The organism is Micromonospora rubida (assembly GCF_009908295.1).
Lineage (GTDB): Bacteria > Actinomycetota > Actinomycetes > Mycobacteriales > Micromonosporaceae > Micromonospora > Micromonospora rubida.
In genome coordinates this window covers 150190-170909 of record NZ_JAAALO010000003.1, presented here as the reverse complement: position 1 = coordinate 170909, position 20720 = coordinate 150190, and the positions used below count along the sequence as shown (strand labels likewise).

At 73.3% G+C, this 20720-nt stretch carries 18 protein-coding genes; 8 read left to right on the top strand and 10 right to left on the bottom strand.

All coding sequences use genetic code 11. From position 1 onward, the window contains the following. Positions 1-23 precede the first annotated feature (23 nt). Positions 24-3770 (bottom strand): transcription-repair coupling factor, encoded by a 3747-nt coding sequence (mfd, locus tag GVV04_RS10485; RefSeq protein ID WP_161687088.1) that lies wholly within the window; start codon positions 3768-3770, stop codon positions 24-26. A gap of 300 nt (positions 3771-4070) precedes the next feature. Between mfd and GVV04_RS10480 the strand changes: the two genes are divergently transcribed. Then, positions 4071-4985: a cyclase family protein gene (locus GVV04_RS10480; protein ID WP_161687086.1), complete on the top strand. Its 915-nt coding sequence runs from the start codon at positions 4071-4073 to the stop codon at positions 4983-4985. 112 nt (positions 4986-5097) lie between these two features. Here GVV04_RS10480 and GVV04_RS10475 read toward each other — a convergent pair whose 3' ends face one another. Beyond that, positions 5098-5406, bottom strand: a complete 309-nt coding sequence (locus tag GVV04_RS10475; protein ID WP_161687084.1) for a hypothetical protein — start codon at positions 5404-5406, stop codon at positions 5098-5100. 208 nt (positions 5407-5614) lie between these two features. On the opposite strand from GVV04_RS10475, the gene GVV04_RS10470 reads away from it, so the two are divergent. Then, complete coding sequence (locus GVV04_RS10470; protein ID WP_161687082.1) at positions 5615-5842, top strand: winged helix-turn-helix domain-containing protein; 228 nt, start codon at positions 5615-5617, stop codon at positions 5840-5842. Here the strand turns inward: GVV04_RS10470 and GVV04_RS10465 are convergent. Further along, complete coding sequence (locus GVV04_RS10465; RefSeq protein ID WP_161687081.1) at positions 5836-6876, bottom strand: S66 family peptidase; 1041 nt, start codon at positions 6874-6876, stop codon at positions 5836-5838. The genes GVV04_RS10470 and GVV04_RS10465 overlap by 7 nt on opposite strands. Before the next feature lie 97 nt (positions 6877-6973). Here GVV04_RS10465 and GVV04_RS10460 point away from each other — a divergent pair, with 97 nt between their 5' ends. Continuing rightward, positions 6974-8023: a hypothetical protein gene (locus tag GVV04_RS10460; RefSeq protein ID WP_161687079.1), complete on the top strand. Its 1050-nt coding sequence runs from the start codon at positions 6974-6976 to the stop codon at positions 8021-8023. A gap of 130 nt (positions 8024-8153) precedes the next feature. Then, entirely contained in the window at positions 8154-10940 is a 2787-nt protein-coding gene (gene ppc, locus GVV04_RS10455; RefSeq protein ID WP_161687078.1) for a phosphoenolpyruvate carboxylase, read from the top strand. Positions 10941-11013: 73 nt separating this feature from the next. On the opposite strand, the gene GVV04_RS10450 is transcribed toward ppc, so the two are convergent. Continuing rightward, complete coding sequence (locus GVV04_RS10450) at positions 11014-11808, bottom strand: hypothetical protein (protein ID WP_161687077.1); 795 nt, start codon at positions 11806-11808, stop codon at positions 11014-11016. A 54-nt stretch (positions 11809-11862) separates the two neighbouring features. Between GVV04_RS10450 and GVV04_RS10445 the strand changes: the two genes are divergently transcribed. Further along, positions 11863-13041: a DNA recombination protein RmuC gene (locus GVV04_RS10445; RefSeq protein WP_161687076.1), complete on the top strand. Its 1179-nt coding sequence runs from the start codon at positions 11863-11865 to the stop codon at positions 13039-13041. A 13-nt stretch (positions 13042-13054) separates the two neighbouring features. On the opposite strand, the gene GVV04_RS10440 is transcribed toward GVV04_RS10445, so the two are convergent. After that, positions 13055-13417 carry a winged helix-turn-helix transcriptional regulator gene (locus GVV04_RS10440; RefSeq protein ID WP_161687075.1) on the bottom strand — a complete coding sequence of 121 codons (363 nt, stop codon included), beginning with the start codon at positions 13415-13417 and terminating at the stop codon, positions 13055-13057. Here GVV04_RS10440 and GVV04_RS10435 point away from each other — a divergent pair. Continuing rightward, positions 13363-14166 (top strand): NADPH-dependent F420 reductase, encoded by an 804-nt coding sequence (locus tag GVV04_RS10435; protein WP_201753364.1) that lies wholly within the window; start codon positions 13363-13365, stop codon positions 14164-14166. The two genes, GVV04_RS10440 and GVV04_RS10435, sit on opposite strands and share 55 nt — an antisense overlap. Before the next feature lie 243 nt (positions 14167-14409). Here the strand turns inward: GVV04_RS10435 and GVV04_RS10430 are convergent, their stop codons facing one another. Then, positions 14410-14829, bottom strand: coding sequence for a hypothetical protein (locus GVV04_RS10430; RefSeq protein ID WP_161687074.1), 420 nt, complete (start codon positions 14827-14829; stop codon positions 14410-14412). A gap of 175 nt (positions 14830-15004) precedes the next feature. Then, positions 15005-15997 (bottom strand): 4-hydroxy-3-methylbut-2-enyl diphosphate reductase, encoded by a 993-nt coding sequence (locus tag GVV04_RS10425; protein WP_161687072.1) that lies wholly within the window; start codon positions 15995-15997, stop codon positions 15005-15007. A gap of 180 nt (positions 15998-16177) precedes the next feature. On the opposite strand from GVV04_RS10425, the gene xseA reads away from it, so the two are divergent. After that, the gene (gene xseA, locus GVV04_RS10420; protein WP_161687071.1) at positions 16178-17398 is read left to right on the top strand and encodes an exodeoxyribonuclease VII large subunit; all 1221 of its coding nucleotides are present in this window, start codon (positions 16178-16180) and stop codon (positions 17396-17398) included. A 135-nt stretch (positions 17399-17533) separates the two neighbouring features. Then, the gene (locus tag GVV04_RS10415; RefSeq protein WP_161687069.1) at positions 17534-17758 is read left to right on the top strand and encodes an exodeoxyribonuclease VII small subunit; all 225 of its coding nucleotides are present in this window, start codon (positions 17534-17536) and stop codon (positions 17756-17758) included. A 46-nt stretch (positions 17759-17804) separates the two neighbouring features. Here GVV04_RS10415 and GVV04_RS10410 read toward each other — a convergent pair whose 3' ends face one another. The 3 genes from GVV04_RS10410 to GVV04_RS10400 all read right to left on the bottom strand — a co-directional run bounded on the left by GVV04_RS10410 (position 17805) and on the right by GVV04_RS10400 (position 20540). Then, entirely contained in the window at positions 17805-18662 is an 858-nt protein-coding gene (locus GVV04_RS10410) for a hypothetical protein (RefSeq protein ID WP_161687067.1), read from the bottom strand. Positions 18663-18889: 227 nt separating this feature from the next. Continuing rightward, positions 18890-19708: a hypothetical protein gene (locus GVV04_RS10405; protein WP_161687065.1), complete on the bottom strand. Its 819-nt coding sequence runs from the start codon at positions 19706-19708 to the stop codon at positions 18890-18892. A gap of 133 nt (positions 19709-19841) precedes the next feature. Beyond that, positions 19842-20540, bottom strand: coding sequence for a DUF4245 domain-containing protein (locus GVV04_RS10400; protein ID WP_161687063.1), 699 nt, complete (start codon positions 20538-20540; stop codon positions 19842-19844). Positions 20541-20720 lie beyond the last annotated feature (180 nt).

Below are 20720 nucleotides of genomic sequence, written 5' to 3'. Positions count from 1 at the left end.
ACGCCGCCCACCGGCTCACCGACTCACCGGGCGCCGGCCCCGGCCGGCCGGGACGCGGGGGCAGGATCGCCCAGCAGGTCGGACAGGAGCTGCGCGCACCACTCCAGCAACGCCTGGTCCCGCAGCGGCTCGCCGCCCATCCGGCGGGTGCTCGGCCGGGGCACGCTGACCTGGTCGAGCGCGGACTTGTAGACCGAGTCGGGGTGGTACCGCTTGAGCCGGAGCTGCTTCGAGTCGGGCAGCGGCAGCGGGCCGAACCGGAGGTGCTTGCCCTGCATCGAGACGTCGGTGAGGCCGTACCGGCGGGCCAGCAGCCGGAACCGGGCCACCGCGACCAGGTTCTGCACCGGGGCGGGCGGCTCGCCGTACCGGTCGGTCATCTCGGCGACCACCTCGCGCAGCCGCTCGTCGTCGCGGGTCTCGGCCAGCTTGCGGTACATCTCCAGGCGCAGCCGTTCCACCGAGATGTAGTCGTGCGGCAGGTGCGCGTCGACCGGGAGATCGATCTTGACGTCGGCCTCCTCCTCGGGGCGCTCGCCCTTGAACGTCTGCACCGCCTCGCCGACCATCCGGACGTACAGGTCGAAGCCGACGCCCTCGATGTGGCCGGACTGCTCGCCGCCGAGCAGGTTGCCCGCGCCCCGGATCTCCAGGTCCTTCATCGCCACGTACATGCCGGCGCCCAGCTCGGTGTGCTGGGCGATGGTGGCCAGCCGCTCGTGGGCGTGCTCGGTGAGCGGCTTCTCCGGCGGGTAGAGGAAGTACGCGTACGCCCGCTCCCGGCCCCGGCCGACCCGGCCCCGGATCTGGTGCAGCTGGGACAGGCCGAGCAGGTCGGCCCGCTCCACGATCAGGGTGTTGGCGTTCGGGATGTCGATGCCCGACTCCACGATCGTGGTGCAGACCAGGACGTCGAACTCCTTCTCCCAGAAGCCGACCATGACCTTCTCCAGGGCGTCCTCGCCCATCTGGCCGTGCGCCACCGCGACCCGGGCCTCGGGCACCAGCTCGCGGAGCCTCCGCGCCGCCTTGTCGATTGACTCGACCCGGTTGTGCAGGTAGAAAACCTGGCCGTCGCGGAGCAGCTCGCGGTGGATGGACGCGGCCACCTGCCGCTCGTCGTACGCCCCGACGAAGGTCAGCACCGGGTGCCGCTCCTCCGGCGGGGTGGCGATGGTCGACATCTCCCGGATGCCGGTGATCGCCATCTCCAGCGTCCGCGGGATCGGGGTGGCCGACATGCTCAGCACGTCGACCGAGGCACGCAGCGTCTTGAGGTGCTCCTTGTGCTCGACGCCGAAGCGCTGCTCCTCGTCGACGACCACCATGCCGAGGGACTTGAACCGGGTGGCGGTCTGGAGCAGCCGGTGGGTGCCGATCACGATGTCGACGGTGCCGTCGGCGACCATCTCCAGGGTCCGCTCGGACTCCTTCGGAGTCTGGAAGCGCGACAGCTGCCGGATCTCGACCGGGAACTGGCCCATCCGCTCGGCGAACGTGTTGTAGTGCTGCTGCACGAGCAGGGTGGTCGGCACGAGCACCGCCACCTGCTTGCCGTCCTGCACCGCCTTGAACGCCGCCCGGACCGCGATCTCGGTCTTGCCGTACCCGACGTCGCCACAGATCAGCCGGTCCATCGGGACGGTCTGCTCCATGTCCCGCTTGACCTCCTCGATGGCGGCCAACTGGTCGGGCGTCTCCTGCCAGGGGAAGGCGTCCTCCAACTCCCGCTGCCACGGCGTGTCGGGCCCGAACGCGTGCCCCTTGGACGCCTTCCGTGCGGCGTAGAGCTGGATGAGCTGGGCGGCGATCTCCTTGACCGCCTTGCGGGCCCGGGCCTTGGACTTCTGCCAGTCCGAGCCGCCCATCTTGTGCAGGGTGGGCTGCTCACCGCCGACGTACCGGGAGAGCTGGTCGAGCTGGTCGGTGGGGACGAACAGCCGGTCGCCGGGCTGGCCGCGCTTGCTCGCGGCGTACTCGATGACCAGGTACTCCCGGGACGCGCCGTTGACGGTGCGCTGCACCAGCTCGACGTACCGGCCGATGCCGTGCTGCTCGTGCACCACGTGGTCGCCGGCCTTCAGCTCCAGCGGGTCGATGGTGTTGCGCCGCCGGCTCGGCATCTTGCGCATGTCCCGGGTCGAGGTGCCCCGGCCGCCGGTGACGTCGTTGCCGGTCAGCAACACGAACCGGGACGCCTCGTCGACGAACCCGCTGGTCAGCCCGCCGCAGGTGACCAGCACGCCGCCGGGTTCGGGCGAGTGCGGGACCTCCTCGGCGAACCGCGCGCCGAGGCCGGAGTCACCCAGCACCTCGACGGCCCGCTGGGCGGGGCCGTGCCCCTCGAAGACCAGCGCGACCGACCAACCCTCCCCGGCCCAGCGCTTGAGATCCTCGACGAGGCGGGGGGTCTCGCCGTGGTACAGCGGGGCCGGCTGGGCGGCCAGGGTCACCGCGATGGCGTCGTCGGGCGTGACGTCGACCTCGGTCGGCCCGTCCTCCCAGGGCTGCACAGTCGGGGCGGCGGCGTCCGCCTCGACCAGGCCGAACGGGGCGAGGGTCCACCAGGGCCGGCGCAGGACGCGGGCCGCCGCCCGTACGTCGGCCAGGGTCTTGAATGCGGCGGCCCCGAGGTCCACCGGGGCCTGGCCCCCGACGGCGGCTGCGGCCCAGCTCGCCTGGAGGAACTCCTCCGAGGTACGGACCAGGTCGTGCGACCGGGTGCGGATCCGCTCCGGGTCGCAGAGCAGCACGTGGGTGCCGGCCGGCATGCAGTCCAGCAGCAACTCCAGCGAGTCCGCGCCGACCAGCGCCGGGGCCAGCGACTCCATCCCCTCGACCGGGATGCCCTCGGCCAGCTTGTCCAGGATCTCGGCCAACTCCGGGTGCTCGGCGGCGAGCGCGGCGGCCCGCTTCCGCACGGCCGGGGTGAGCAGCAACTCCCGGCACGGCGGCGCCCAGAGCAGCGGTACGGCCTCGATGGTCCGCTGGTCGGCGACGGCGAAGGTGCGGATCTCCTCCACCTCGTCGCCCCAGAACTCGACCCGGGACGGGTGCTCGTCGGTGGGCGGGAAGACGTCGAGGATGCCGCCGCGCACCGCGAACTCGCCCCGCTTGGTGACCAGGTCCACCCGGGCGTACGCCATGTCGATGAGCCGGCGGGCGACGTCCTCCAGGTCCGCCTCGTCGCCGGCGGCGAGCCGGACCGGCTCCAGGTCCCCGAGGCCCTTGAGCTGCGGCTGGAGCAACGACCGGACGGGCGCGACGACCACCCGCAGCGGCCCGGTGCGCCCGTGTGCGTCGGCGGCGTCGGGGTGGGCGAGCCGCCGCAGCACGGCCAGTCGCCGGCCGACGGTGTCGGAGCGGGGCGAGAGCCGCTCGTGCGGCAGCGTCTCCCAGGACGGGTAGACGGCGACCTGCTCGGCCGGGAGCAGGCTGCCCAGCGCCGAGGCCAGGTCGTCGGCCTCCCGGCTGGTGGCGGTCACGGCCAGCACGGGCCGCCCCGCGCCCCCGGCGGGCCCTCCCCCGGCCCCCCCACCCGGTGTCGGCCTCCCGTCGGGCCCGGCGATGCCCGTGTCCCCGATCGGTCCTCCGTCGGGTCCGGCGGCTCCGGCCGGGTCCGCGGCGACGGCGGCGACGGCGAACGGGCGCAGTGCCGCCGGGGCGGTCAGGTCCAGCCCGTCGACCTGCGCGGCACCGGAGCGCGCCAGATCACGCGCCCGGGCCAGCCCGGGATCGGCCAGGGCGGCGGCGAAGAGTCCGGTGAGCAATCTGATCACTTCCCAGCGACGCGGTCGTGGCACACGACAGTTCCCCCACGCCGGCCTGGCCGGGGGGGGGTTGACAACACCCCACCCTATCCCCGTGCCCCCCCCCCCCCCCCCCCCCCCCCCCCCCCCCCCCCCCCCCCCCCCCCCCGCCCCCTCTGGGGCGCGAAAATTCCCGTATTTTGTGTTTTCAGCCCCCTCCCGAGCCCACTATTTCCGTTAATTTGCGCGACGTGGGGGCGTGTGGGGGCGTTTCGGGGAGGATCTTGACCGGCAGGGCCGGGGCGTGGTCGAGTCCGGGGCATGACGGGACAGTGGCGGGCGCGGTTCGACGCGGAGGTGACCTTCGCCAACGGCGGGGGCCTGCGGACGGAGGGGTTCCGGCTCGACATACCGGGGCAGGACGTCGGCGACGACGAGCTGGCCGCGCTGTTCGTCCGGCACCTCGGGCTGCTCATGGTGGCCGAGGTGCGGATCCGAGAGAAGCAGGTCGTCGAGGAGCCGCACCGGGGCGGCCGGGGGACCGTTCCTCCCCCGGCTCCGGAGGCGCGGCGGCTGGTCGAGCTGAGCCACGTGATCAGCGACGGCATGACCACGTTGCCCGGCTGGCCGACGCCCCGGATCACCGAGTGGCTGACCCGGGAGGCGTCCCGGGCGAACTACGCCCAGGGCACCGAGTTCCAGGTCGGCCGGATCGACATGATCGCCAACACCGGCACGTACCTGGACACCCCCGCGCACCGGTGGGCCGACGGGCCCGACCTCACCGGCGTCCCGCTGGACCGCCTCGCCGACCTGCCGGGGATCGTGGTCCGGGTGCCCGCCGGCACCCGCGCGGTGGACCGCCTGCTGCTCGCCCCGTACGAGGTGGCGGGGCGGGCGGTGCTGCTGGACACCGGCTGGTCCGCGCACTTCGGCACCGACCGGTACGCGGCCCCGGACGCGCCGTACCTGACCGGGGACGGCGCGGAGTGGCTGGTCGAGGCGGGGGCGGCCCTCGTCGGCATCGACTCGATCAACATCGACGACATGAGCCCGGCGGCTCGGGGTGAACGCCCGGCGCACAGTTGCCTGCTGGCGGCCGGGATCCCGATCGTGGAGCACCTGACCGGCTTGGACGCGCTGCCCCCGACCGGCTTCCGGTTCACCGCCGCGCCGCCGAGGGTGGCCGGGATGGGCACCTTCCCGGTCCGCGCGTTCGCCGTGCTCGACGCCTGACCACCACCCGCTTTCGAAATCAACGACAGGTCCCGCACATCGAGGCCTCCCGCCGCGCAGCCACCCCGATGTCACGCATCCTAAGTTGACCTTGCCGCTGTCGAGCCGGCCGTCAGGCGGCCCGCATCGCGTCGGAACCGAGGCCCGCCAGCAGCCTCCGGGAGATGCGGGCGAGCGCACGCGACTGCGCCTGGTCGATCGGCCAGCGCTCGACGTGCTCGCCGGCGGAGAGTTCGATCAGCAGACCGGACGGCGGGGTGGGGCCGACGTCCATCCGCCACAGGCCGAGTCGCACCTGGAACACCTCGTCGCCGCGGACCGCCGCGTCGATCAGGCGGGACAGGTGCAGCCCGCCCGACACGGCGCAATCGGCGCCGCGAAGACACCAGGACGGGTGGAGATGGTTCGGTAGGTTGCTCATGGGCCGGGCTCCTTCCCGGTCAAGGCCCGGGGAGCGGAGTGCCACCTCCACCCCGGGCCGCCCTTTGTTCAGTAGGCAGAACCTGCCACGGTTGCCCGCCACAAAGCTAGCACTACCTGTCATGCCAGGCCAGTACCTGAGCGCACTTTTCATTGACGCTTCGCACCAACCGTGATCACATGGCCTTACCTGCCACGGAAGTAAGCCCATGCCTGCGTACACAAAGAAGCAACGACTCATCGAGACCCTGACCGAGCGCATCGAGTCGGGCGAGTATCCGCCGGGAGCAAAGCTGCCCTCCGGCACAGAACTGTGTGCCGAGTTCAGCGTCTCCCGCCAGGTGGTCCGGTCGGCCGTCGACTGGCTGAAGGCTCGCGGGTTGGTCGAGGGCGCCCCGGGTGCCGGGGTGTTCGTGCGGGAGCCCGACGGTCAGTAGCGCACGCTGATCCGGCGCTGCACCGAGTCGACGACGGCCTCTCCCCCGTACGGGATGATCAGCTGTGGGTCGGTGTGGCCGAAATCGACATCGAAGACGACCACCGCGTCCGGGCGGTACTCGTTCAGCGCCCGGATCACCGCAGACCGCTGCTCGTCGGCGTAGGCGCGACGCTGCTCAGGCGTGTGCGGGCGGTCGAAGTCCCACGCCTTGGCCCGGCCGACGAGCACCGCCGGGAAGCCGGCGAGCAGCCCCCGTTCCCCCAGGTTGCGCAGGATCCGGTACACCTCGGTGGCCGACGGCAACTCCTCCGAGGTCTCGATGATCAGCACCTCGCCCTCGTGGTCGGCGACCGCGCCGACCCGGTCGGCGGCCAGCAGCCAGTGCAGGATCTCCAGGTTGCCGCCCCAGGTGCGCCCCCGCACCACCCCCGCCGGCCCCTGCCAGCGCCAGCCGGCCCCCGGGAGCATCGCCGGCTCGTGGGCGAGCGTGGCCGGGTCGCGCCAGTCGTTGGGCTGGTCGCCCCACTCGGGGGCGGGGGTGAGGTCGTACCAGCCGGGGGTGAACAGGGCGGCGCGCAGCGAGTCGAAGGTCAGCGGGTGCGGCGCTCCGGGCCGGCCGAGGTGCACCAGCACCGACCCGCCGTGGTACGCCACGATCCCCAGCCGGTGCAGGTGGTTGAGGATGTTGGTGTTGTCGGAGTAGCCGAAGTACGGCTTCGGGTTGGCCCGCAGCACGGCGTCGTCGAGGTACGGGGTCACCGTGATCAGGTCGTCCCCGCCCACCGTGGCGAGCACGGCGGTGATCGTCGGGTCGGCGAAGGCGGCGGTGACGTCCCGGGCCCGGTCGCGCGGGTCCGCGCCCATGACCCGGGTGGTCGGGAACTCGACGGGTTCGAGGCCGAACTCCTCGCGCAGCCGACGCAGGCCCAGCTCGTACACGTGGGGGAAGATCGCCGGCAGCCCGGCGGAGGGCGACACGACGGCGACCCGGTCCCCGGGCCGGGGCTTCGGTGGATAGCTCAGCGACTCCATGATCAGACGCTACCGGCGGCCCGAACCGCTTTTCGGCTCCTGCCAGCAGCCCGGCGAAACGCCCCAAGCCGGGAGAATGGCCCCCTAGGCTGGCCACGTGGACGAGGAGCCGGACATCCCGGTGCGCGACTGGCTGCCCCGCGCCGCCGCCCTGCTGGTCGGCACGCTGGCGCTGGCCGCCGCGTTCATCGCCGCGTACGTGGGGGCGCTGCACCAGCCCACGCCCCGCGACCTGCCGGTCGGGGTGGTCGTCGGCGACCAGCACGCCGAGGCCGTCATGGCCGCCGTGCGCGGCCAGACCGACACGATCGAGCCCGTCGAGTACGGCGACGCCGCGGCCGCCGACGACGCGCTGACCTCCCGCGAGGTGTACGGGGTGCTCACCTCCACGCCCGAGGGCGGGCTGCGCCTGGCCACCGCCAGCGCCTCCGCGCCGGCCGCCACCGAGGTGGTCGAGCAGGTCCTCGGCCAGGCCGCCCGGCAGGCGGACCTGCCGCTCCAGGTAACCGACGAGGTGCCGGTCGAGTCGAGCGACCCGCGCGGCCTCGTCCCGTTCTACCTCGCGGTCGGCTACGTGCTGGGCGGCTACCTCGCCTCCACCGCCCTGGGCCTGAAGACCGGCACCGCGCCCCGCAGCCTCGCCCGCGCCGGGCTGCGGATCGCCGCCCTCGCCGCGTACGCGGTGGTGCTCGGCGTGGTGGGCGCGCTGATCGTCGGGCCGGGGCTGGACGTGTGGGACCACCACGTGCCGACGGTCGCCGCGGTCGGGGCGCTGGCCGTCTTCGCCGCCGCGATGGTCGCCGCCGCCGTGCAGGGCTGGCTCGGCCTGCTCGGCACCGGGATCGTCATCCTGCTGCTGGTGGTGCTCGGCAACCCCGGCTCCGGCGGCGTCTACGCACCGGAGTTCCTGCCCACCTGGATGCGCGGGATGCACCTCTGGAACGTGCCCGGACTGACCACCGACCTGATCAAGTCGGCGGTCTACTTCGACCGCCGTTCGATGGCATGGCCGCTGGGCGGGCTGGCGCTCTGGGCGGCGCTCGGCGTCGTGGGATTGCTCACGGCCACGCTGGTACGCGGCCGGCGCGGCGCCCGACGGCCGATCAGGACCGCCCCGGCCAGCACGGATACCCGATCCGCGGAGTGAGGGCAGCGGCGGCAGCCGGGCATTCCAGGAAAAGGGACGAGCAGGACCCCTTCCGTCCCGATGGGTCGGCGCGGATACGATCCAGGAAGTCGGACAGCGCTGTCCTTCGTACTCACGTAAGGAGCGCATCGTGACCGACCAGTACGACCACGACGGCCCCGACGCCGCACTGCGGGCCGACATCCGCCGCCTCGGCACGCTGCTCGGGCAGACCCTCGCCCGGCAGGAGGGTCGCCCGCTGCTCGACCTGGTCGAGGAGATCCGCGCCCTGGTCCGCTCCGACGTCCCCACCGCCGCGCAGCGCCTCGGCGGGCTGGACGTGACCACCGGCACCAAGCTGGCCCGGGCCTTCTCCACCTACTTCCACCTGGCCAACATCACCGAGCAGGTGCACCGGGCCCGGGACCTGCGCCGCCGCCGGGCGGTGCAGGGCGGCTGGCTCGACCAGGCGGCCAAGATGATCGCCGAGCGCGGGGTGCCGGCCGAGGAGATCGCGGCGGCGGCCCGCCGGCTCGCGGTCCGACCGGTGTTCACCGCCCACCCGACCGAGGCGGCCCGCCGGTCGATCCTGTCGAAGCTGCGGGCGATCGCCGACGAGCTGGACGCCGAGACCGCCAACGCGATCCTCTACGGGGCCAGCGACGAGGGGCCCGCGAACCGGCGCCTCGCCGAGCTGCTGGACCTGATGTGGCAGACCGACGAGCTGCGGCTGGACCGGCCGGACCCGACCGACGAGGCCCGCAACGCCATCTACTACCTGCGCGACCTGTACGCCGAGGCCGCCCCGCAGGTGCTCGACGACCTCGCCGACACGCTGCGCACCCTCGGGGTGGAGACCGCGCCGACGTCCCGGCCGCTGACCTTCGGCACCTGGATCGGCGGCGACCGGGACGGCAACCCGTTCGTCACCCCGGCGGTCACCCGGGAGGTGCTGCAGATCCAGCACGAGCACGGCATCGCGGCCACCGAGGCGGCGATGGAGCACCTGATCAAGGAGGTGTCCGTCTCCCGCCGGCTGCGCGGGGTGTCGCTGGACCTCTCCGCCAGCCTCGCCGCCGACCTCGACGCGCTGCCCGAGGTGGCGGCCCGGTTCCGCCGGGTCAACGCCGAGGAGCCGTACCGGCTGAAGGCCCGGTGCGTGAAGGCGAAGCTGGCCAACACCCGGGAACGGCTGCGCCGGGGCACCCCGCACGTGCCGGGCCGGGACTACCAGGGCTCGGCCGGGCTGATCGCCGACCTGGAGCTGCTGCGCGCCTCGCTGGCCCGCAACTCCGGCCAGCTCACCGCCGTCGGCCACCTCGCCTCCACCATCCGCACGATGTCCGCGTTCGGGATGCACCTGGCGACCATGGACGTGCGGGAGCACGCCGAGAAGCACCACGAGGTGCTCACCCAGCTCTACGCGGCCGTCGGCGAGGTGCCCGACTACCCGTCGCTGAGCCGCCTGGAGCGGACCAAGCTCCTCGCGGACGAGCTGACCGGCCGCCGGCCGCTGTCGACGCTCGACACCCCGCTGACCGAGAGCGCCCGCAAGACGTTCGACGTGTTCGGCACGATCCGCGAGGCGCAGGACCGGTTCGGCTCCGAGGTCATCGAGTCGTACATCATCTCGATGACCCTCGGCGTGGACGACGTCCTCGCGGCCGTGGTGCTGGCCCGCGAGGCCGGGCTGGTGGACGTGCACAGCGGCCGGGCCCGGATCGGCTTCGTGCCGCTGCTGGAGACCCCGGCCGAGCTGGACTCCGGCGGCGAACTGCTGGACGAGCTGCTGTCGCTGCCCGCGTACCGGGCCCTGGTGGCGGCCCGGGGCGACGTGCAGGAGGTGATGCTGGGCTACTCCGACTCGAACAAGGAGGCCGGCATCACCACCAGCCAGTGGTCGATCCACCGGGCCCAGCGGGCGCTGCGCGACGTGGCCGCCCAGCACGGGGTGCACCTGCGGCTGTTCCACGGCCGGGGCGGCACCGTCGGGCGCGGCGGCGGCCCCACCCACGAGGCGATCCTGGCCCAGCCGTACGGCACCCTGGACGGCGCGATCAAGGTCACCGAGCAGGGCGAGGTCATCTCCGACAAGTACACCCTGCCGGCGCTGGCCCGGGAGAACCTGGAGCTGACCGTCGCCGCGGTGCTCCAGGCGACCCTGCTGCACACCGCGCCCCGGCAGCCCGCCGAGATGCTGGAACGCTGGGACGCGTCGATGGACGTGGTCTCCGACGCGGCGTTCCGGTCGTACCGGTCGCTGGTGGAGGACCCCGACCTGCCGGAGTACTTCTGGGCGTCCACCCCGACCGAGCTGCTGGGCGCGCTGAACATCGGCTCCCGCCCGGCGAAGCGGCCCAACACCGGGGCCGGCCTGGCCGGGTTGCGCGCCATCCCGTGGGTGTTCGGCTGGACCCAGACCCGGCAGATCGTGCCCGGCTGGTTCGGGGTGGGCTCCGGGCTGGCGGCGGCGCGGGCGGCCGGTCTGGGGGACGTGCTCGCCGAGATGCACCGCAACTGGCACTTCTTCCGCACGTTCCTGTCGAACGTCGAGATGATGCTGACCAAGACCGACCTGAGCATCGCCCGCCGGTACGTCGAGACCCTGGTGCCCACGAAGCTGCACCCGATCTTCAACAAGATCGAGCAGGAGTACGAGCTGACCAAGCAGGAGGTGCTGGCGGTCACCTCCTCGCCGGCCCTGCTGGAGAACTCGCCGGTGCTCCAGCGCACCCTCGCGGTGCGGGACACCTACCTGGAGCCGCTGCACCACCTCCAGGTGGCGCTGCTGCGGCAGTACCGGGACTCGGGCGCGGCCGGTCGGGCCGTGGCCACCGCCCCGGGCGGTCGGCGTGCCCCCAACGACGGGACGGCCCTGGAGCGGGCCCTGCTGACCACGGTCAACGGCATCGCCGCCGGCATGCGCAACACCGGCTGAGACGTGAGGAAGGTCCCCTGCCGACGCATCTCGCCCGGCAGGGGACCTTTTCGTCAGGCAGACGTGCCCGGCGTCAGAAGTCCCCGCCCCCGAAATCGCCTCCGCCGAAGTCACCCCCGCCGAAGTCACCCCCGCCGAAGTCACCGCCCCCGAAATCGCCTCCGCCGAAGTCGCCGCCCTGGTCGCCGCCGCCGAAGTCGCCGCCCTGGTCGCCGCCGCCGTCGAAGCCCTCCTGGCCGCCGGCCTCGGCGCCGTACCCCGGGTCGGCGAACGCCGGGGAGAAGAGCGCGTCGGCGATCAGCATGCCGCCGAGCACCCCGGCGCCCGCGCCGAGCGCGGTCTTCCACCACGGCGTCGAGTACCAGCCGGCCGGCACCGGCCGCCCCTGCATCCGGCCGCCCGGGTAGTAGTAGGGCGTGCCCTGGCCGGGCTGCGGGCCGGCCCGGAAGGTCTGCCCCTGCACGTTGACCTCGCGCTCCCGGGTGAGCTGGCCGGCGCCCTGCGCGGAGGCCAGCGGCGGCAGCTCGGGGCCGGGGTCGATGCCCAGCGCGATCCGGGCCGCCCGGGCGTACGCCAGCCCCTCCAGGGCGGTCTCCCGGGCCAACTGGAACTGGTGGGCCGTGCGGGCCTGTTCGAGCTGGCCGCCCGCCGCGTTGTACCGCTCGCCTGCGTCGACCAGGGCCTGCCGCACCGCCGGAGCGTCGCCGTGCAGGTTCATCACCTGGCCGCCGAGGCGTTCGTACCAGCGTTGGGCGTCGGCGCGCGCGTCGGCCAGGCTGCGGGCCGCCCGGGCCGCGCTATCCCGACGCCACCAGAGGAGACCGCCGACGAGCAGCGCCGCGAGGATGACCACGAGCAGAAATTCCATGCTCTCGAACGTACCCGGCGTCGTCACCTCGTACCCGTTTGGCAAGCTCTGGTGATGAGCTTCTCGACGCTGGCCGTGGTGGTGTTCTGTCTCACCGCCGGCTGCGCGCTGGGCTGGTTCGCCGCCCGCTCCCGGGCTGCGGCCGACATCGCCCGGCTGGAGGCCACCCTCGCCGCGACCCGGGAGGGCGAGGGGCGGCTGGAGCAGTCGATGCGGGCGCTCAGCTACGAGGCGACCGCCCAGTCCCAGGAGGCGGTGGCCCGGGCGGTCGCGCCGCTGCACGACACCCTCCGGCGCTACGAGTCCCGGGTCGCCGACCTGGAGCACGTCCGGGTCGACGCGTACGCCGAACTGCGCGAGCAGGTCCGCGCGATGAACACCGTCTCCGGCGAGCTGCGCACCGAGACCAAGCAGCTCGTGGCGGCGTTGCGCGCGCCCCAGGTGCGGGGCCGCTGGGGCGAGCACCAGCTCCGCCGGATCGTCGAAGCCGCCGGGATGCTGGAACACTGCGACTTCAACGAGCAGGTCACCGCCGCCACCGACCACCAGGGGGTACGCCCCGACCTCGTGGTCCGGCTGCACGGCGGGCGCACCGTGGTGGTGGACGCGAAGGCGCCCTTCGACGCGTACCTGACCGCGATGGAGGCGCGCGACGAACGGGGCCGGAACACCCACCTCGACGCGCACGCGAAGCACCTGCGGGCACACGTCGACGCGCTGGCCGCGAAGTCCTACTGGGCGGCGTTCGACTCGACCCCCGAGTTCGTGGTGCTGTTCGTGCCGGCCGACCCGTTCCTGGACGTGGCGTTGCAGCGCGACCCGACGCTGCTGGAGCACGCCTTCGCCCGCGACGTGGTGCTGGCGACGCCGGCGACCCTGGTGGCGCTGCTGCGTACGGTGGCGTACTCGTGGCGGCAGGAGTCGCTGGCCCGCAACGCGGTCGCGGTGCACTCGCTGGCCCGCGAGCTGTACGGCCGGCTGTCCACCCTGGGCGACCACGTCGGCAAGCTCGGCGCGTCGCTCGGCGGGGCGGTGACGGCGTACAACCGGGCGGTCGGCTCACTGGAGGCACGGGTGCTGGTCAGCGCCCGCAAGCTCGCCGAGCTGGGCGTGTCCGACCAGGCGCTGGCCGTCCCCGCGCAGGTCGAGGTGGCCCCCCGCCAGCCGCAGGCGCCGGAGCTGGCGGAGCCGACCTCGGCAGTGGCCGACCGGCCCCGGGCGACGGAACGCTAGCTGTCGCGGAACGTCACGTTGTCGACGGTTCGAGGAGTTCCGCCTGGTGCGCCGCGGCCCACTGGGCCAGTTGCGCGAGCGGGCCGTTGGCGAACGACTCGCCCAGCGGCGACAGCTGGTAGACGACGCCGCGACGCCCCGGCGCCCGTTCGTCGTTGCCCTGTCGGTTGATCAGCCCTCGCGCCAGCAGCCGTTGCAGCGCCTGCGTCAGGACCTTGTCGCTGATGCCCGCGATGCGTTCCAACAGGTCGTTGCGCCTCGTGGGGCCGGCGCGCAGCGCCGACAGGACGACGGGATCCCACGCGTGGTTGATCAGTTCGACTGCCGTGCGGACGTGACAGTCCGACACGAACGTCTGGCAGGTCCCGTCGATCATCCTCCCAGTGTCGCAGCGATCTCCTACCAGGCGGTAGGAGCCGCCCTCCTAGCGTTCTCCAGGTCACCCCACAGATCGAGGAGATAACCGTGAACGTAGGCATCCTGGGAACCGGCAACCTCGCCACCGCGCTCGGCCGAGCATGGGCGGCGGCTGGCCACGCGGTCGTGGTGACGGGGCGCAGTTCGGAGAACGCCAGCCGGGCCGCCGGCCAGATCGGGGGCACGGCTGAGGCTGTCGGGCCCGCCGACTTCGCAGCACGGGTCGACGCGGTCGTTGTCGCGGTCGCCTGGGAGGGCCTGGAGGAGGCGCTCGCCCTCGTCGGCGCGGCCGACGGCTCCCTGAACGGCAGGACGGTGATCGACTGCACCAACGCCGTCGACTTCGCCACCGGGCAGCTGAAGCCGACGTCGGGGTCGGCCGCAGAGTTCGTGGCCCGCCTTGCGCGGGGGGCGCACGTGGTGAAGGCACTGCACCTGTTCGCCGGAGTGTCCTGGCCCTACACGGGGGCGCAGGACTCGGCACCGGTCGTGGCGATCTGCGGCGACCAGCCCGAGGCGTTGGAACGCGTCGGAGCGCTGATCGCGGACCTTGGCGGACGGACTGCGGTGATCGGTGGGCTGACCAGTGCGCGCCAGCTGGAGGAGGCCGCAGGGTTCGTGATGCGGGTCGTCGCAGCGGGGTCGAACCCCAGGTTCGCCGTCCCCGATGTGGATCCGGCGTCGTTCAACACGGCCACGGCCAACTGATCTTCGGGGCGCCCCGAAGGGCCGTGACCCGCCCGGTCTCCCCCGTCGCCAACGGGGAGATCGACCGCTGACCGGGGCGGATCGTCCTGGTCGGCGTCGACATCCAGCGTCACCCGCAGCCCGTCCCCATCGGTCGGGGACGGGCTGCGGGGCCGTCCCGTTCGGTCGGGGACGGGCTTTGCCGGGTCGTCCCGTTCGGTCGGGGACGGGCTTTGCCGGGCCGTCCCATTCGGCCGGGGCGGGTCAGCCCCGGCGGGCGGACTCGACGACGAACGGGATGCCCTGCTGGCAGGTGGTCATCATGTCCGGTTTGGCCTGGCCGGTGACCGTGACCTTCGTGCCGGGTGTGAGCACGTCGGCGGGGCCGCCGACGAGCTGGTGGCCGCCCAGCAGCCGGCAGCCGGGCTCCACCCCGGCCTCGACGGTGCCCGTCAGCGTGTCCGCGCCGGGGCCCGGCGGGAGGCTCGGCCCGGGCGGGGTCTTGGTGTGCGGGGGCGGCACAGCGGCGGTCGGGTCGGCCGGGTCCGTCGGGCCGGCGCTGGTCGCGTCGGTCACCGGTGATCCTCCCGAAGGGGGCGTGCCGTCACCGGCCCCCTGGCCGCCGCAGGCGCTCAGGGCGGCGCAGACGACCAGTGCGGCGAGGGCCATCCGAGGAGTCTTCATACCTTCTCGGACGTGCCCGGGCGGCGATCCGTTCCGACGCCGGGGCCACAGTTCGCCGCCGAGGACGACGAACCGGCACCGGACCGGACGGTGAACCGCCGGGCAAGCCCGACCGTCAGGCGCGACGGCCGCCGGGTGGCGATCGGGCGCGATGCCGTCGGGCGTCGGGCGGCCGTCAGACCCGGGTGGCCGCCGCGGCGGCCTTCATGTCCCGCTTGAGCTCCTGAGGCAGGGAGAAGATCAGCCGCTCGTTGGCGGTCACCACCTCGTCCACGTCGGTGAAGCCCCGCTCGGCGAGGTGTGCCAGCACCTCCTGGACCAGCTCGTCGGGGACGCTCGCGCCCGAGGTCAGCCCCACGGTGCGGGCCCCGGTCAGCCAGGCGTCGTCGATCTCGTGGGCGAAGTCGACCAGGTAGCCGGCGCGGGCACCGGCGTCCAGGGCGACCTCGACCAGCCGGACCGAGTTCGACGAGTTGCGCGACCCGACGACGAGCACCACGTCGCACTCGGGGGCGATCTCCTTGACCACGTGCTGCCGGTTGGAGGTGGCGTAGCAGATGTCGTCGCTGGGCGGCGACTGGAGCAGCGGCAGCCGAGCCTTGAGCCGGGCCACGGTCTCCAGCGTCTCGTCGACCGACAGCGTGGTCTGGGAGAGCCAGACCACCTTGCTCGGGTCGCGGACGGTGACCTTGTCGGCGTCGCCCGGACCGTCGACGAGCTGGATGTGCGCGGGCGCCTCACCGGCGGTGCCGACGACCTCCTCGTGCCCCTCGTGGCCGATCAGCAGGATGTCGTAGTCCTCGGCCGCGAACCGCTTCGCCTCCTGGTGGACCTTGGTCACCAGCGGGCAGGTCGCGTCGATCGCCTTGAGCGAGCGGGCCTTCGCCTGCTCGTAGACCTCGGGGGCGACGCCGTGCGCGGAGAAGATCACGGTGGCGCCCTCCGGCACCTCCTCGTTCTCCTCCACGAAGATCGCGCCCTGCTCCTCCAGGGTGCGCACCACGTGCTTGTTGTGCACGATCTGCTTGCGCACGTAGATCGGGGCCCCGTAGAGCTTGAGCGCCTCCTCGACGGTCTGCACCGCCCGGTCGACGCCCGCGCAGTAGCCGCGGGGCTTGGCCAGGAGCACGCGCTTGCCGGTCTGGGGGGTCGCCTGAGCCTCGGTCACCCGCCCATCCTACGTGCCGGCCCCGAGCCCGACCGCCGCTGCGACCCCCGCCACAGCCCCCGCCGACCGCCGGCCTGGTCGCGCCGGCCGTCGCCTCGGAGGCCGCGAGGTTCGGGCCGCGAGCCCTCCGCCCGGCGACGCGGGACCCGTGATCGTCAGGGGCGTCCGTAGGGTGAGGGGGTGAGTGCGGTTGAGAGCGGGCGGAGCAGTTCCGAGGAGCCGTGGCCGGTGCGGGTGGTCAGCCAGAAGGTCGGGGCGTGGATCGCCCGGCTCGGCTGGGTGTGGGTCGACGGGCAGGTGGCGCAGATCAGCCGGCGGCCCGGGGCCAGCACGGTCTTCCTCACCCTGCGGGACCCGTCGGCCGACCTGAGCCTGACCGTGACCACCAACCGGGACGTGCTCGACGCGGGCGCCCCCGAGCTGCGCGAGGGCGCCCGGGTGGTGCTGCACGCCAAGCCCGAGTTCTACGCCGCCCGGGGCACGCTGAGCCTGCGCGCCGACGAGATCCGCCAGGTGGGGCTCGGCGAGCTGCTGGCCCGGCTGGAGAAGCTGAAGAAGCTGCTGGCCGCCGAAGGGCTGTTCGACCGGGCCCGCAAGCGGCGGCTGCCGTTCCTGCCCGGGCGGGTCGGGTTGATCACCGGCCGCGCCTCCGCCGCCGAGCGGGACGTGCTGACCAACGCCCGTCGGCGCTGGCCGGCCGTGGAGTTCCGCACGGTCAACGTGGCCGTGCAGGGCACGGGCGCCGTCACCCAGATCGTCGACGCGCTGCGGGTGCTCGACGCCGACCCGACCGTCGACGTGATCGTCATCGCCCGGGGCGGCGGCGGCATCGAGGACCTGCTCCCGTTCTCCGACGAGGCGCTGTGTCGGGCGGTGTTCGCCTGCCGTACGCCGGTGGTCAGCGCAATCGGCCACGAGGCGGACACGCCGCTGGTCGACTACGTCGCCGACGTGCGGGCCTCGACGCCGACGGACGCGGCCAAGCGGGTGGTGCCCGACCTGGGCGAGGAGCTGCGCCTGATCGGGCAGGCCCGGCACCGGCTGGAGCGGGCCGTGCGCAACCTGGTCGACCGGGAGTCGCACCGCCTGGACGGGCTGCGGTCCCGGCCGGTGCTGGCCCGGCCGCAGGTGATGGTGGAGCAGCGGGCCACCGAGGTCGCCGCGCTGCGCCAGCGGGCCGGGCGGTGCCTGGACCACCGTCTCGGCGCGGCCGGGGAGGACCTGCGGCACACCCTGGCCCGGCTGCGCGCACTCTCCCCCGCCGCCACCCTCGACCGGGGCTACGCGATCGTCCAGCGGGCCGACGGCCATGTGGTCCGGTCGGCCGGCGAGGTGGGCGGGGGCGACCCGCTGCGGGTACGCCTCGCCGAGGGCGAGCTGGCCGCGACGGTCGACCGTTGAGCGCGCGGGGCGAGCCGATGGCGCGGTCGGCGCGACGCGGTCGGCGTGAACGCGGCGAGTCGAACGGGCGGCGCGGGACGGAACGGCGGAGCGCCCGGCGTGGCGAACGGACGGGGATGTGCTGGGATGGGACCGATGACTGACGAGAAGAACGCCGGGCCGGACGAACGGCTCAGCTACGAGCAGGCCCGCGCCGAGCTGGCCTCGGTGGTGGAGCGGCTGGAGACGGGCGGCACCTCGCTGGAGGAGTCGCTGGCGCTCTGGGAACGCGGCGAGAAGCTGGCCGAGACCTGCCAGGGCTGGCTCGACGGCGCGCGGGCCCGCATCGACGCGGCCCGCCAGCAGCGGTCGGACGCCTGACGGCGGGTGCGGGGCGGCAACGGCCGGCCCCACACCCGCCCGAGCCTCACTTGAACAGGTTGTACAGCTCGTTGGGGGCCTCGACGACCTGGGCCGCCGGCGGACGCTGGGCGGCGCTCGCCGCGCCGTAGTCGGCGTACGTGATCTTGATGTCCTGCGCCTTGGTCTGGCCGGACGCCGGGATCTGGATGACCAGCTCGCTGAGCCGGCCCTGCGGGTCCAGCTTCGCCGTGAACGGCAGCGACTGGGCCTGCTGGCCGAGCGCCTTGATCAGCTCGGCGTTCAGCGAGCCGGCCTCGGCGGCCTTCGACACGTCGATCGTGCCCGCGTACGCGCCCTCGCCGGTCTGCCGGACCTCGGTGACCCCCTGGGTGAGCACCTCGCTGCCGGCCGGGTCGACCTTGTCGAAGTCGAAGGCCAGGTTGCGGTTGCCCTTGATCCGGGTCTGGTCGAGGTGCTGGTACTTGCCGAGGTTGAGGCTCTGCACGCCGGGCAGCTTGGCCGCCTGGCCGCCGAGGTCGAGCTTGACCCAGCTGTCCGGCTTGAGGTGGACCAGGTCCAGCTTCATCGACACGTCCGAGGAGGCGTCGCCGATGGTCAGCTTCATCTCGGCGCTCTGGCTCGGCTCGTGCACCCGCCCCTCGGCGGTGGTGCCGACGCCGGCCATGGTGAACCGGAAGTTTCCGTTGCGGATCTCGTTGGTCGAGTTCAGCAGGGCCTGCTTGGCGTCGCCCGTACCGGGCGAGGCGCTGCCCGGGGTGGCGCTGCCGGAAGCCGCGCTGCCGGAGACCGTCGGGGACGCGGAGGCCCCCGCCTCGCCGGTCCCGGTGCTGTCGCAGGCGGCCAGCCCGGGGAGGAGCAGCGTCGCCGCGAAGACCGCCGCACTGAAGCCTCGAATGGTCACGTGAACCTCTCAGGTGGGTCGTCCGGCCCGCGAGGGTGCCGGAGGTGTCGCGCCGCAGCCCGGTGCCGGCTCCGACGTACGAGTCCCGGCCGGCTGACCGAGCATGCCGACGAGGCTCGTACCCCTTCTGTTCCCTGTTGCCGCGTTCCGCAACCCCCGTCCGGTCCGCCCTGCCCGGAGCGGACCGGTGGGCGGGCGGCGTGCGCCGCCCGCCCACCGGCACCGGATCAGTCCTTGAACATCTTGTAGATGTCGTCGGGCGCCTCGACCACGTTGTTTGCCGGGGGCTGCTGCACGGCGGTGGCCGCGCCGTAGTCGGCGTAGTTGACCTTCACCTCGTGCGCCTTGTCCTCGCCGACGGCGGGAACCTGGACGGCGAACTCGGTCAGCCGGCCCTGCGCGTCGAGCTTCGCGGTGAACGGCAGGGCGCTCGCCTTGCCTGCCAGGCCCTCGACCGTGCTCTCGTCGAGCAGGTCCGAGCCGGTGACCTTGGTCGCGTCGAGGGTGCCGCCGTACGTGCCCTCGCCGGTCTTCTTGACGTCGGTGACCGCCTTGGTCAGGGCCTCGGTGCCAGCCGGGTCGACATCGGCGAAGTCGAACTCAAGGTCCTTGGCACCCTTGATCTTCGTGCGGTCGAGGTGCTGGTACTTGCCCTTGCGGTCCTTGAGCTCGGGGAACATGTCGGCGATCGAGCCGGTGAAGTCCAGCTTCACCCAACTGTCGGTCTCGGTGAAGACGAGGTGCATGTCCACCGAGAAGTCCTCGCCATCGGTGTTGGTGCTGGCCACCTTCATCTCGGCGCTCTTGGACGGCAGGTGCACCTTGCCGCCACCGCTCGTGTCGGCGTCGGCGATGGTGAACGTGAAGTTGCCCTTGCTGATCTCCTTGGTGGCGGCCAGGAGCGCTTCCTTGGGGTCTGCGGGAACAACCGGGGCCGCGGATGCCTTGCCGGCGGCCGGCTCGTCGGCCGACGAGTTGCAGGCGGCCAGACCGGGGACGAAAAGGGCGGCGGCGAGTACGCCGACGCTCCACCGTCGAATGTTCACGTGATTCTCTTTCCGAAAGACTGCCCGGCCGCGTCACACGCGCCGGGGGTTGAGCCGAGGCAGCCTACCGAAGAGCACGGTGCCCCCATAGACCCGTCGACCGGCCCGGCCGACTTCGACACGGGCGCTACAGCTAGCGGACGGCGTCGGCGAGCCGGCGCAGCTCGTTCTCCCGGGCGTCGCCGACCACGATCACCGTGCGGTCCGGTTCGAGCAGCACGAGAGCCTGCTCGTTACCCCGGGCGGTGTACCGCTGCCAGCTGCGCCCACCCAACTCGGTGGGGCCCTGGGGCTGCCCCTCGGCGGTCAGCTCAGCGGGCAGCAGCCGCTCGGGCGGCACGTTGCTCTGCACGATCTGCGCGCCCCGCCCCTCCGGGGTCAGGTAGCCGATCCGCAGGCTGGAGCCGCCCTCGACGCTGCGGTAGCTGGCGTTGACCGTCTTCCAGTCGTCGCCGAGCCCGGTGGGCTGGCTCACCGGGAACGCGTTGGCCGCGCGGGCCTGCTCCAGCGCCGGGGCGGGGTCGACGGTGTTCGGCTGGTCGCCGCCGAGGAAGCCCCGGTAGAAGGCGAGCAGCAGGACGATGGGGACCAGCAGCACCAACAGCGAGATCGCCATGTCCTTCGGCGACCGGTCGGACCTGTTCTTCTCCTTGCCGGCCGCCGGCCGACCCACGGGCCGACCCGGCGACACCGCCGGCTCGCCCCGGGACGGCTCAGGGTGCTCGACCAGGGCCGGCTCCCCGGCCAGGGCCGGCGGGGTCGGCTCCGACCCAGGGGGCGTCGCAGGGGTCGGCTCGGCGGGGGCGCGCTCGGCGGGCTGTGCGGGATCCACCTCCCCATTCTTCCAGGCCCCGGCGGACGAGAAGCGGCCCACCACCACCGCCGGCAGTCGGCGCGTTTCCCCGCCGGCCGGGGTGAGCGGAGCAACGGGTGATCCGTCCCACCTACCGGTTGGCGGGAAGCTGGCCACCAACGCCCCGACCCGGCGATAGGTTGACGATCGTGTGAGGAT